10 protein-coding genes are annotated in these 12,988 nt (G+C 71.6%); 3 read left to right on the top strand and 7 right to left on the bottom strand.

Annotation, left to right across the window (positions count from 1 at the left end; genetic code table 11):
* The first annotated feature begins 3 nt into the window (after positions 1–3).
* Both ACFTZC_RS31895 and ACFTZC_RS31890 read left to right on the top strand, forming a co-directional pair.
* Positions 4–1,014 (top strand): LacI family DNA-binding transcriptional regulator, encoded by a 1,011-nt coding sequence (locus ACFTZC_RS31895; protein ID WP_382895603.1) that lies wholly within the window; start codon positions 4–6, stop codon positions 1,012–1,014.
* 314 nt (positions 1,015–1,328) lie between these two features.
* On the top strand, positions 1,329–2,570 hold the full coding sequence (locus tag ACFTZC_RS31890; protein ID WP_382895601.1) for a hypothetical protein: 1,242 nt from the start codon (positions 1,329–1,331) through the stop codon (positions 2,568–2,570).
* Between the two features lie 113 nt (positions 2,571–2,683).
* Here the strand turns inward: ACFTZC_RS31890 and ACFTZC_RS31885 are convergent, their stop codons facing one another.
* The 7 genes from ACFTZC_RS31885 to ACFTZC_RS31855 all read right to left on the bottom strand — a co-directional run bounded on the left by ACFTZC_RS31885 (position 2,684) and on the right by ACFTZC_RS31855 (position 11,644).
* Positions 2,684–3,628, bottom strand: a complete 945-nt coding sequence (locus ACFTZC_RS31885) for a LamG-like jellyroll fold domain-containing protein (protein WP_382895599.1) — start codon at positions 3,626–3,628, stop codon at positions 2,684–2,686.
* Entirely contained in the window at positions 3,618–5,042 is a 1,425-nt protein-coding gene (locus ACFTZC_RS31880; RefSeq protein ID WP_382895597.1) for a PQQ-dependent sugar dehydrogenase, read from the bottom strand. Before ACFTZC_RS31880 ends, ACFTZC_RS31885 begins: the two co-directional genes overlap by 11 nt.
* A 245-nt stretch (positions 5,043–5,287) precedes the next feature.
* Positions 5,288–5,968, bottom strand: a complete 681-nt coding sequence (locus ACFTZC_RS31875; protein ID WP_382895596.1) for a response regulator — start codon at positions 5,966–5,968, stop codon at positions 5,288–5,290.
* Positions 5,965–7,197: a sensor histidine kinase gene (locus tag ACFTZC_RS31870; protein WP_382895594.1), complete on the bottom strand. Its 1,233-nt coding sequence runs from the start codon at positions 7,195–7,197 to the stop codon at positions 5,965–5,967. Before ACFTZC_RS31870 ends, ACFTZC_RS31875 begins: the two co-directional genes overlap by 4 nt.
* 173 nt (positions 7,198–7,370) lie before the next feature.
* Positions 7,371–9,614 carry an MMPL family transporter gene (locus ACFTZC_RS31865; RefSeq protein ID WP_382895592.1) on the bottom strand — a complete coding sequence of 748 codons (2,244 nt, stop codon included), beginning with the start codon at positions 9,612–9,614 and terminating at the stop codon, positions 7,371–7,373.
* 215 nt (positions 9,615–9,829) lie between these two features.
* Positions 9,830–11,407 carry an amidohydrolase gene (locus tag ACFTZC_RS31860; protein WP_382895591.1) on the bottom strand — a complete coding sequence of 526 codons (1,578 nt, stop codon included), beginning with the start codon at positions 11,405–11,407 and terminating at the stop codon, positions 9,830–9,832.
* A 27-nt stretch (positions 11,408–11,434) separates the two neighbouring features.
* On the bottom strand, positions 11,435–11,644 hold the full coding sequence (locus tag ACFTZC_RS31855) for an MbtH family protein (protein WP_382895589.1): 210 nt from the start codon (positions 11,642–11,644) through the stop codon (positions 11,435–11,437).
* Between the two features lie 209 nt (positions 11,645–11,853).
* Between ACFTZC_RS31855 and ACFTZC_RS31850 the strand changes: the two genes are divergently transcribed.
* Positions 11,854–12,972 carry an alpha/beta hydrolase-fold protein gene (locus ACFTZC_RS31850; protein WP_382895587.1) on the top strand — a complete coding sequence of 373 codons (1,119 nt, stop codon included), beginning with the start codon at positions 11,854–11,856 and terminating at the stop codon, positions 12,970–12,972.
* Positions 12,973–12,988 lie beyond the last annotated feature (16 nt).

Here is a 12,988-nt window from a genome sequence, read left to right as displayed (position 1 = left end):
TTCATGCCCCGGCAATCCCGGCGCCCCACGGTCAGTGATGTGGCCCGCCTCAGCGGCGTCTCCCCGGCGACCGTCAGCTACGTACTGAACAAGAGCCCCGGGCAGAAGATCTCCGCGGCCACCTCCGAACGGGTCCGGCGCGCGGCGGAACAACTGGGGTACGTCCCCAACGCGGCGGCCAGTACGCTGCGGCGCGGGCACTCCCGGGTGGTCCTGGTCGTGATCGACACACTGAATGTCGGCCACACCAACGCCCGCAGTGTCGAGCCGCTCGTCGAAGCGATCACGTCGTGCGGCCTCACGGCGCTGACGTACTCCCTCACCTCGGAGGACGATCTGCTGGGGGTGGTGCGGACGCTGCAGCCGTTCGCGGTCGCGACCCTCGCCTTCACCTCGGGCGCGGTGCGGCAGAGTCTGCTGGCCGTCGGCGCGCGGCATGTGATCGGGCTCAACACCGCGGAGGGCGAGGATCTCGGACCGGCGCGGCCCGGGGAGGCCGCGATCGGCCGGACACAGGTGCGGCATCTCGTGGGGCGCGGGCGCGGGAAGATCGTGTACGTGATCCCGGACGGCTCGCCACGGCTGCCGATCGCCCGGGCGCGGCTCCGGGGTGCCCAGGAGGAGTGCGCGCACCAGGGGCTGAGCGCGCCGCTGGTGCTGTCGCTGCCGATGGACCGCCGCGCCATGGCCGACGCGCTGTCGTCCCTCGCGTCCTTGCGCGGCGCCGGGGGTGTGGCGGCGTCGGACGACCGGATGGGCATCGCCGTCCTGGGCGCGATGGCGGATGTGGGCTGGTCCGCCCCTGGCGACCTCGCCGTGGTCGGCGCGGACAACTTCGCGGAGAGCGCGTTCGCCGTTCCCGCGCTCACCTCGGTGTATCTTCCGCTGGCCGGTCTCCGGGCCGTTGCCGCGGAGTGGCTGAGCACGATCCTCGCGGCGGACGGGCCGCCCACCGATCACGCTCTGCTGGAGTGGGACGAGCCGGCCGAGATCGTGGTCAGGCAGTCGTCCTGAGTCCCGCGCGGTCGGCGGTCCCCGGCGTCCGATGATGACCAGGTCCGTGTCTCTCCGCTCCTCTTGACGCTCTCCTCTTGACGCCCTTCTCTTGACGCTCTTCCACGCCCGTTGCCAGACTGGCCGACGCGCCACAGAAAACGCTTGCCGTGCCGAACTCCGGCTGTTCCAGGGCGAGTTGCTCATCGCTGCCCCACAGGTGACCCGGCTGATCCGGACGCATCACCCCGGAGCAGGATCCCAGGACGACCGCGGACGCGAGCACGGCGGGCGCCCCTGCCCACAGGCATCCTCCCCCCACAGGAGAAGACGACATGGGAATACGCAGAGCCGCAGCCCGCAGAGCCGCAACCCGCCGTGCCCGCGCGGCCGCAACCGGACGCGGGAGGCGGGGGGTCGCCCTGTCCGCCTGCGCCGCCGTCCTGCTCACCGGCGCCACCGCCCTGACGGCTCCCCCGAGCGCGATGGCGGATCCGGCCGCCGATCCGGCTCCCCGCCGCGCGGCGGCGTGCGGCGACGGCTCCTTCCAGGCGGAGGCCGTGCTCAACGGCGGCACCTGGAACGCCCGGCGCGGCAGCACCGTCGTGTACACCGGGACCGACATGCGCGCCGCGGTGCAGGCAGCGATCGGCAGCCTCACCGCGGGCCGCACCGCGAAGGAGCGGGTCGTGGTCCGGGGGTCGGGCTCCATCAGCGCCAACTCACGTATCTCCCTGCCGAGTTACACCACCCTCGACGTCTGCGGCACGATCAACGTCACCGGGTCCGGCTCCGGGGACCAGGCACCCGTGTACGCGCGCGGCTCCCGTGACATCGAGGTCCAGAACCTCAGCGTGACGGGCACTCCGCTGTACGGCGTCTTCCTGCGCAACGTACAGAATGTCGTGCTCGGCCAGATCGACATGCGCCTGTCGGCCGGTCTGGGCGTACGTGTCGACAACCGGGGCGACACCAGCCAGTGGACGCGGAACGTCAGGATCGACAACGTGTACGTGTCCGGCGCGAGCAGCCACGCCGTGGAGACGTACGGGGTCGACGGCCTGACCGTCGGCACGGTGACCGCCCGCAATGTGGGCGAGTCCGGTCTGCTGCTGAACCAGACCGTCAACGCCACGGTCACCAAGGTGGACGCGGACGGCGCCGGCACCGGCACCGGCTACGCGGCCTTCCGGATGGCCAACCGCAACGGGAGGGTGGGCAGCGGCTACCCCACCAACATCCGCGTGGGCGAGGTCGTCGCGCGCGGCGGCGGACGCGGGGTCTTCTGCGTCTCCGAGAGCGGTGGGGCGGTCATCGACCGGATCAATCTCTCCAACACCGGGAACAACGCCGTCCTGATCGAGAACTGCTCCAACGTGAACCTCGCCGCGCAGAGCGGCAGCGTCACCGGCGGCGGGGAGATACGGCTCGCGGCCCGTACGGAGTTCGCCAACAACGCGGACATCGTCGTCCAGAACCTGACGGTGACCAACTCCCGCATCACGGAGAACCCCTGCGGCGTCAACACCACGTTCCGCAACAACAGACTCGTCAACAGCCAGCAGACCATCTGCTGACGAGCCGCCGCGAGTCCCGGTCCCCCGCCTCCCCCGCGTCCCCTGCTCCGTGGGACCCACCTGGTCCCACGGAGCAGGGGCCCCTCACGCCGACGGCAGCGGTGGACGCACTCTCACCTGGTCCGCCGGAACTGGGCGAGGATCTCGCCCGGCGTCAGGGCACGGTCGAGGAACATCAGGTCGTCCATGCGGCAGTCGCAGGAGTTGCCCTCCCTGGTGTTCTGCGGATAGCTGCCGCCGATCTTGATGCCGCGCGGGTCGGTGGGCGATGTGGTGTCGGGCTCCGGTTCGCCCTCGACGGACCAGGGGTCGCCGGTGGCGGTGTAGAAGCCGGGCAGCGGGCGGCCGTTGCGGTAGAGCGCCATCGTGCCGTCGTCGTAGTCGAAGGTGGCCGCGAGGAACACCCACTCCCCTCGCGGCAGCAGCGTCGTCCAGTCGGCGTCGGCGGCGAAGGTCGCCGAGCTTCCGTCGTCGAGGCGGCGGCCGAGCGCGACCACCTTCATCTCGCCGTTCACCGTGATGAGTTCGAGGAGGGCGCGCACATCATGGCCCTGGGAGGTGCCGGAGAGGACGCCGGCCAGCCCGACCGCACCGTAACGGTCGGTGGGATCCGCGGAGTTCGAGTTGAGGCCCGGGTTGTCGCCGGTCATCTTGAACCAGCCCATGACGGTGGTCTCGCGCACGCCGTTGAACGCGCGCAGCGAGGCGACGCCGCCCGGGGCGTAGACCCCGGCCTTCCAGTCGTCGTTGCCCGCGGTGGCGGGCGAGATCTGCCCGGTCCGCAGAACAGGGCCGCGGGCGCGGTCCCACACGCGCATCTGCGCGCCGCCGTTGACGAGTCGGATGTCGGTGCCGGACCCGCCGCGGTCGCTTTCCCACTCCGGATTCCCACGTACGGGATGGGCGAAGTCGTAGTACGCGACGAGATTCGGCCGGAGGCTCGCCGGTACGGGGGCGGAGGCCGCGGTCGCCTGCTGCGCGGGGGCGAGCGCGGCGCCCAGCAATCCGACGGCCAGCGCCAGCGCCCCCGCGGCGCGCAGACCGGCGCTACCGCGCATCGGACACCTTCCAGATCGTGCCGTTGGCCTTCGCGAGCACGTAGAGCTCGCCCGCACGGTCCGTACCGAAGCGGAGGTCGACCCGCTCGTCGCCGGCCAGCGTCCGCATCGAGGTCACCGCACCCTGGGCGTCGAAGAGCTGGAGCTGGTGGACGCGGGCGAGCGGTCCGCCGCGGCGCATCTCGCGCACCTCGGAGTAGAAGACGCGCCCGCTCACGCCCTCGGAGTAGATGTACTTGCCGCGCAGTTCGGGAATCCGCGCTCCGCGGTAGACGAATCCGCCGATGAGCGCGTTCCCGCTGTCGGCGCAGGGCCTGTCCGCGGGAGGGTTGTGGTCGAAGGCCGCGACCGGATAGGTGTAGCCGTTCTCGGCGTCGTCGGCCGGGAGGGGGAAGACCCCGCAGGTGGGGTTGTCGGCCTTCCGGTAGGTGAAGGGCCCCTCGCGGTCGCTCCAGCCGAAGTTGTCGCCCGCCCTGACCTCGTAGACGGACTCGACCCGGTGTTCGCCGATGTTCCCGACGAACATCTGGTGGCGTCCGCCGGTGTCCCAGCTGAAGCGATGGGGGTCGCGCAGCCCGTACGCGTAGATCTCGCCGAGCCTGCCGGGCTGCCCGACGAAGGGGTTCGAGGGCGGGATGCCGTACTTTCCGCCCGGACCGTCGTGGCCGAGGGGGTCGATCCTGAGAATCTTGCCCTGCGGCGCGGTCAGATCCTGGGGAACCGTGCCTCCCGCGCCCGCCCCGCCGTCACCGACGGCGACATGGAGGAGGCCGAAGTCCCGCTGCCCGGGGCGGGCGTTCGGATCGAAGCCGATCTCCTGGATGTCGTGGTAGACATCCTGGAACCCCAGGCGCATCACCTCGCGCCGGGTCCCGCTGAACGTACCGGCCGCGGGGTCGTCAGCGGTCCACTCGGTGATCACGGAGTGCACGCGCGTGGTGGCGGGCGCCGGCAGATCCACCGGCTTGTCGGTGAGCGCGTCGCGCGCCTCGGTGTGAACGGTGTAGAACTTTCCGTTCTGCGCGAAGCGCGGATGGAAGGCGACGAAGCCGAATCCGCTGCCCAGCCCCCGGTGCGACCAGAAGTCGGGGCCCGCCGCCGCCCCCACGTCGAGGTACTCGCGCGGAGTGCCGTCGCGGTCCAGCAGATAGAGCTTGCCGTTGAGATCGGGGACGTACAACCGCCTGGAGCCGTCGGGCACTTCGCCGAGGTAGTTGATCCGGGCCCAGCGTTTCAGCCGGTCGTCCGTGGGAGGCGGGACCGACTCCGACTTCGGGAGGGTCGCGAACTCCTTGAGCACCAGACCGTGCCGGGAGACGGCGGGGTCCGGTAAGGGATCGTCGATCGGCGCGTCGTCCTGTGCGAAGGCCGGTGGCACGAGAAGCGCCATCAGCAGCACACCCGCAGAAATCACCAACCGGCTCCGGCCCGACTTGGGCATTCCGCTCACCTCATCGGTTCGCAGGGCGTAGAAAGCGCTTCCACAAGCGCCTGCGTCAAGCTACAAAGCTGGGGCCGGGGGCGACAAGAGGTGCGACACGAGAAATGTGATGCACACACCAATTCCGGCCACCGGCCTCATCGGATCCACCCGCGCCCGGCTGGGGCGGCCACCTCACGGGCCGGCGGCGGCGCGGTGGTCGTGGCCCTCCAAAAGGGTCAGCGGAGGGTGGGTGAGGTTCGCACCAGGCCGGCCTGGTAGGCGATGACGACGAGCTGGGCGCGGTCACGGGCGCCGAGTTTGGTCAGGGCGCGCTGGATGTGGGTGCGTACCGTCAGCACGCTGATGAAGAGGTCCGCGGCGATCTCCACGTTGGACTTGCCCTGCGCGGTGAGCACGGTGACTTCCCGTTCCCGCGGTGTGAGCTCGTTCAGGCGCTCCGGTGGTGCCATGAGGTTGTCCGGCGCGGGGGTGGCGAGGAAGCGGGTGATCAGGGCGCGGGTGGCCCCGGGGGACAGGAGGGCCTCGCCGGAGGCGACCGTACGGATGCCCGCCAGCAGGGTGTCGGTGGTGACGTGCTTGCCGAGGAAGCCGGAGGCGCCGACCCGCAGTGCTTTCGCCACGTACTCGTCGGTCTCGAACATGGTGAGGATCAGCACCCGGGTGCCCGCCAGCTCGGGGTCGGCGCAGATGACGCCGGTGGCGGCGAGGCCGTCCGAGCCGGGCATGCGGATGTCCATGAGGACGACATCGGGGTGGTGGGTGCGCGCCAGCGCCACGGCCTCGTTGCCGTTGGCGGCCTCCCCGACCACCTCCATGTCGTCGCAGGAGTCGATCAGGAGCCGGAACGTGCCCCGCAGCAGGGCCTGGTCGTCGGCGAGCAGGACACGGACGGTCACGCGGTTGCCTCTTCTCCGGCAGGGACTTCCCGGCGCTCTTCCAGCGCCTGGGAATGGATCGGGAGCGCGGTGGTCACTTCGTAACCGCCTGCGGCACGGGGCCCGGCCCGCAGGTCGCCTCCGACGGAGTGGGCGCGCTCGCGCATGCCCATGAGGCCGAAGCCGCCGCCCGGGACGGTGGCAGCGGCGGCGACGGGTCCGTCGTTGGTGACGGTGATGAGCAGGCGGGAGTCACGGTAGGCGAGCTGTACGCGGGCCGCTCGGCCGGCCGCGTGTTTGGTGACGTTGGTCAGGGCTTCCTGAATGATCCGGTATGCCGTCAGGTCCACGCCCGGAGTCAGCGGCCGGGGCTCGCCCTCGGTGGTGACGGTGAGGGCGAGACCGGCGGATTCGCAGGCGGAGATCAGTTCGGGGAGCCGGTACAGGCCGGGTGCCGGTTCCAGGGAGTCCGCGTCGGGGTCGTCGGCCTGGCGCAGCACGCCCACGGTGGCGCGGAGTTCGAGCAGTGCGGAGGAGGTGGTGGACGTCAGGTCGGCGAGGATGCGCTGTGCCTGCTCGGGGTGGCTACGCGCAAGGTGGGCGGCGGTGCCGGCCTGCGCGTTGGCCACGGCCATGTGGTGGGCGACGACATCGTGGAGTTCGCGGGCGATCCGCAGGCGTTCCTCGGCCACACGCAGCCGTGCCTCCTCCTCGCGGGTGCGCTCGGCGTGGGCCGCGCGGGCGTGCACGGACTCCGTGTAGGCGCGCCGGAGGCGGGACTTGCCGCCGAAGGTGAGGGGCAGCATCAGCCACAGGACGGGGCCGACGGTCCTGAGCAGGAGGGAATGGCCGCTGGGGTCGGCGATCAGCCCCGTGGCCACCACGGCGGCCATGGTCAGGCAGCCGTAGACGCGTGTGGTCCTGGAGTCGGTGAGCGTGGCCAGCCAGTACAGCGCCGCCATGACCGGTGCCAGCAGCAGCGGGCTGAGCAGATACCCTCCGGCGGCCATGAGCACGGCCCCGGCCGCGGTCACGATCACCCCGGTCCGCGGGTGGCTGCGCCCCTTCACGACGGCGACGCAGGAGACGACGGCGATGAGGATCTGGGCGGGCCACTCCTGGGGCGGCCGGCCGCTGTCGGGCGTGGTGATCACAGAACCGAAAATCGCGCAGCCGAAGAGCCCGAACACGGTCACCGCGTCCACGGTGTGCGGATGACGCTCCGTATAGCGCTCAAGACTGAGGGACATCACACCTCTCCGGATGGGTTACGGGGCCAGGATGGCCGACAGCCGGCCGATGAGGAACTCGTGGCCACCCGGATCTTCCCGGGCGGCCCAGGCTGGGCCCTGTCTTCAAAGTAGCGCCTTCCGCCCGCGGCCCAGGCGGGACCGTGAAGACAGGGCCTGACGGGACGGGGTCGTCAGAGGCGTGCCGCGACCGGCTCTTCCGGGGCCTGGTCGGGAAGGGCCGAGGCGGCCGGCCGGTGTGTGAGCGCCTCGCCCTCGACATCGACGTGCGGCAGGATCCGGTCGAGCGGGCGTGGCAGCCACCAGGCCCGGTCGCCCAGCAGGGCGAGGACGGCGGGGACCAGGGCCATGCGGACGACGAAGGCGTCGAGGAGTACGGCCGCGGCAAGTCCGAAGCCGATCATCTTGATCATGGAGTCGCTCTCGCCGATGAAGCCCGCGAAGACCGCGATCATGATCAGCGCGGCCGCGACCACGACCCGGGCGCTGTGCCGGAAGCCGGAGATCACCGACTGTTCGGCCGTCTCTCCCTGGACGTGAGCCTCCCGCATGCGGGAGACGAGGAACACCTCGTAGTCCATGGCGAGGCCGAAGACGATGCCCACCAGGAAGATCGGCATCAGGCTCATGATCGGTCCGGTCTGCTCCACGCCGAACACGCCGGCTCCGTGTCCCTGCTGGAAGACCACGACGACCGCGCCGAGGGCGGCGAGCACCGACAGCAGGAAGCCCAGGGCCGCCTTGAGCGGGACGAGCACGGACCGGAAGACGGCCAGCAGCAGGATGACGGCCAGGCCCACGATGGTCGCCAGGTAGGGGAACAGGGCGGCCTGGACCTTGTCGGCGATGTCGATGTTGAGCGCCGTGGTGCCGGTGACCTCGAAGGAGGCTCCGGTGGCGGACTCGACGGCCGGCCGCTCGTCCCGGATGGTCTTGACGAGGGTCTTGGTCCCCTCGTCGGTGGGGCTGGTGGACGGCGTCGCCATGAACACCGCGGTGTCCGCGGCCTTGTTGAAGTAGGGCGGCGCGACGGAGACCACGCCCTTCGTGGAGCCGATCTTCTCGGCGATCGTCGTCACGGCCGCCTTCGCGTCGTCGGCGCCCTTCGCGTCCACGACAATGGTCAGCGGACCGTTGAAACCGGGCCCGAAGCCCCGGGCGAGGTCGTCGTAGGCGCGGCGCTCGCTGGTGGAGGTGGGCTTGGCCTCGTCACCGGGCATGCCCAGTTGCAGGGACGTCATCGGCACGGCGAGGGCACCGAGACCCAGCACGCCGAGGAGCAGTACGGGGACGGGGCGGCGCCAGACGAAGCGGGCCCAGCGGGTGCCCAGGTTGTCCTTGGCGTCCCGGGCGTCCTGGATGCCAAGGTTGTCCCGGGTGTCCTGCTCACCCCGCTTGCGCGCGGCGCCGGACAGTACCGCGCCGGGCCAGAAACCGAGGAAGGCCGGGACCATGGTCAGCGCGATGAGCACGGAGACGACGACCGCGCCGCTGGCGGCCAGACCCATCTCGGTCAGCATCGGAACGCCGACCACCGCCAGACCCGCGAGCGCGATGACGACGGTGAGGCCGGCGAAGACGACCGCGGACCCGGCGGTGCCCACGGCCAGACCGGCCGCCTCCTCCGGGGCGTGTCCCTTGGCGCGTTCCTCTCGGTAGCGGGAGACGACGAACAGCGCGTAGTCGATGCCGACGGCCAGCCCCAGCATCATCGCCAGGGTGCCGGTGTTCGTGGACAGGCCGAAGGTGGCGGCCAGGGTGGTGATCGTGAACATGGTGATGCCGACGCCGAGGATCGCGGTCAGCAGCGGCAGCCCGGCGGCGACCAGTGAACCGAAGGTGACCAGCAGCACGACCGCGGCCACCGATACACCGATGATCTCGGCGACGCCACCGGGACCGCCGCCGCTGTCCGTCGCGGAGCCACCGGCCTCCACGGTCAGACCCGTCTCACGCGCCCCGTCCACGGCCTTCTCCAGCGCCGTCCGGCTGGCATCGGTGAGCTCGTCGGCCGTCACCCGGTACGTGACGGTCGCGTACGCCGTCGAGCCGTCCTCGCTGACCGCCTTCGAGGCGAAGGGATCGGCGACGACGGCGACCTGCGAGCCACCGCCCAGTTCCTTCACCGCCCCCTCGATGACCTTCTTGTTGTCTGCCGCGGTGACCTTCTGCCCGTCGGGGGCGACGAAGACCACGCGGGCGGTCGCGCCGTCGGCGGCCGCCCCGGGGAAGCGCTCGCCCATCAGGTCGAACGCCTTCTGGGACTCGATCCCCGGCATCGAGAACCCCGAGTCGGTGGCTCCCGGCGCCCGGAGCGCGCTCAGCCCGACACAGGCCAGCACACCCGCCCACAACACGGCGACGTACCAGCGCCGCCTGAAGGCCAGACGGCCCAGTCGATACAGAAAAGTAGCCACGGCAAGGAACCTCACATCGGATCTCACGGACCCGACCAGGCTGCCCCGACGGGGGGCACCGGGGCGTCGTGCGGCTGCTGGCAGTCGCGTCTACCGAAACCGCAGCAGCCGCTACCGAATCCGCAGTACATCCGCGCCGGTCCGTCACACCGACGTCCGGATCGCTCCGTCATACACACCTGCGTCCGGATCACTCCGTCATACCGGCATCCAGATCACAACGCCCGCGTTCCCACTTCCCTGCCGTCCACGTAGGTCGCCACCACCTCGATGTCCCCGATACGCGACGGGTCGACGCGCCGGGGGTCGTCGCCGAGCACGGCCAGGTCGGCGCGCTTGCCCGGGGTGAGGCTGCCCAGGGTGTCCTCCCAGTGGCAGGCCCAGGCACCGGTGACGGTGTAGGCGCGCAGGGCCTCGTCGACGGTGATGCCCTCGTCCGGGCCGATCACCTGGCCGGAGTCGGAGGCGCGCTCGACCATGAACTGGACGGCCCGCAGCGGGGACCCGTCGGCGACGGGGCGGTCGGAGCTGCCGACGAGGGGGATGCCGTGGGCGAGGAACGCCCTGCCGCGGTAGAGCCACGGGGCCCGCCCCTCGCCCATGATCGCCGCATAGTCGTCGCCGAAGGAGCGCAGGAAATGGGGCTGGACGACCGCGCTGACGCCGAGTCGGGCGAAGCGCGGGAGCTGGTCGGGGCGGATCAGGCCGGCGTGCTCGATGCGGTGCCGGGCGCCGGGGCGTGGCCAGTCGCGCTGGGCACGTTCCAGCGCGTCCAGGGCGAGGTCGGCCGCACGGTCGCCGATCGCGTGGACGGCGAGCTGCCAGCCGGCGCGGTGACCGTCCACGATCGTGTCCGTGAGCACTTCGGGGTCGTCCTGCAACTGGCCGGTGTGACCGAGCCCTTCGTACGGCTCGCGAAGTGCGGCGGTCCTGGCCATCATGCCGCCGTCCGTGTAGATCTTCAGCGCGCCCACGGAGAGGCGGTCGTCGCCGAACCCGGTGCGCAGCCCGAGGTCGAGGGCGCGGGGGATGCCGTCGGCGTCGTGCGCGGCGACCGGACGCAGCCGGTCGGCGGAGACCATGAGCTGCACACGCAGCGGCAACATGCCCTGCTCATAAGCGAGTTGGTAGGCGCCCAGTTCGACGGGGCTGTGGCCGAAGAGGGTGCCGCCGATGCCTGCCTCGGCGCAAGCCGTGATGCCTTCGGCCAGACAGGTCCGGGCGGCGCGCCCGATCGCGGTGGCCAACTCCTGCTGGGAGTACGGCAGGCGCAGCGCGCGGGCGGCCCCCATGGCGCCCTCGACGAGAAAGCCGTTGTCGTGCGGGAGGCCGGCGGGGAGCAGGGCGAGAACGGCGGAGTTGACGAGGCAGCCGTGCCCGGACTCGTGCAGGATGCACACCTTGCGCCCGTGGCTGACCCGGTCGAGTTCGGCCGCGGTCGGATGACGGCCCAGGGCGCGCTGGTCGTAGCCGACGATGCTCACCCAGTCGCCGGGCCGGCCCGTCCGGGTGACGGCCTCCTCGACGACGGCGAGCACGTCGTCGATCCGGGTGCGGCCCGCGACGGTCACGGTGGTTTCCTTGAACCCCGTCCAGGCCAGGTGCACATGGGCGTCGACGAACCCGGGCAGCACGGTGGCGCCCTGAAGGTCGATCACCTCGCGTGCGGGAAGGGAGGCCACCGCCTCGTCGAGGCCCACGATCCGGCCCCGCCAGATGCCCAGCTCATGGGCGACGGGGTGGTCCGGGTCCATGGTGACGAACCGCGCGTTCGTCAGTCTGGTGCAGAGCATCGGCCGCGCCCCTCCGGCGGTGTGGGGTCAGTCGGTGGAGGCTGTGAGGGACCGGGGGCGCAGGTCGGTCCAGTGGGTCTCGACGAACTCCAGGCACGCCTCCCGGGTGTTCTCGTCGAAGACGGTCGTCCACCCCCCGGGGACCTGGGCGAAGGACGGCCAGAGCGAGTGCTGTCCCTCGTCGTTCACCAGGACCAGGAAGCGGCCGTCAGGGTCGTCGAAAGGGTTGGTGCTCATGGATCGGTGCCTCCTCGGGCCGACGAGCCGGCATGGGCCGAGCATTAGGTTAGGCTCACCTAATGCAGGATGAGCCTAGCCTCTCCCTTTCTCTCTCACAAGGAGATGTCCATGCGCCTGGCGATCGAACGGGTCCGCACCGAGGACGCCACGAAGGCGCCCCCGAGCAGGCCCTTCCGGACCACGCGCGGCCACCTCACGGGCCGGCCATGACCGGTTCCGCCGCCGGCCTCGCGGCCGGCGGAGAAGGCGCCTTCACCGGGTTCGGACTGCCCGGCGAACCGGGTGGCGACGCGTTCTGGGCGGCGGCCCGGACGCCCGTCTGCGTGCCCGCCGGCGACGGCGGCTGGCTGACCCTGTTCCTGTGGCGCGGGACGCCGGCCGTCATCGACTTCGAGAGCTGGTCGCCGCCGGTCCCGCTGCGCCGGTGGGCCGGCACGGACTGCTGGTACGCCGAGGTGCGCATGCCCGCGCGGCTGCGGGTGACCTACCGGTTCCTCGTGGACGACGAGGCCCACGCCGACCCGTTCAACCCGGTCGGCGCGGGCGGGGAGCGGTCCATCGCCTCGACCCCGGACGCCCCGGCCCAGCCGCACTGGCCCGTCCTCGGCACCGGCGCCGATGCCGTCCTGCCCCTCCCGCGCACCCGGCTCCGCTGGACCAGCGGGCGGCTCGGCGGACGGCGTACGGTGCGCGTGCACCCGGCGGGCGGCGGCGGGCCGGTGGTCCTCCTCCTCGACGGGGACGACTGGCTGCATCTGCACCCGGCCATGACCGCGTTCGACTCGGCCGTCGCCGCGGGCGAGATGCCTCCCGCGACCCTGGTCTTCCTGCCGGCCGGGGACCGGCAGGCCGAGTTCGGGTGCAGGCCCGAGCTGTGGAAGGCGGTACGGGACGAACTGCTGCCGCTGGTGGCGGAATCCGGCGTACCGGCCGACCTGGAGCGGCTGGTGGTCGCCGGGCAGAGCCTGGGCGGGCTGAGCGCGTTGTACGCGGCCCTGGAGTTCCCGGACCTGGTCTCGCGGGTCGCCTGCCAGTCGGCGTCCTTCTGGTGGACACCCGGCGCCATGGACCGGGCGGACCCTCTGGACGGACCGGTCGGCGGCGCCGTCGCCGCGCGGCTGCGGCAGGGCCCCGACCTGTCCGGTCTGCGGTGCGCGTTCGACGTGGGGGAACACGAGACGCGGATGCTCCCCCACTGCGAGCTGACCGAGACTTTGACCGAACGGGCCGGTGCGACCGTACGGGTGTCACGGTCGGCCTCGGACCACGACCGGGCCGGCTGGCGGCACGCCCTGCTCAGGGACGTCGCCTGGGCACTCGGCTGAGCGGTTCACACCAACG

Origin of the sequence: Streptomyces sp. NPDC056987 (assembly GCF_042673865.1) — a bacterium.
Lineage (GTDB): Bacteria > Actinomycetota > Actinomycetes > Streptomycetales > Streptomycetaceae > Streptomyces.
This window is presented reverse-complemented; position numbering and strand designations above follow the sequence as displayed.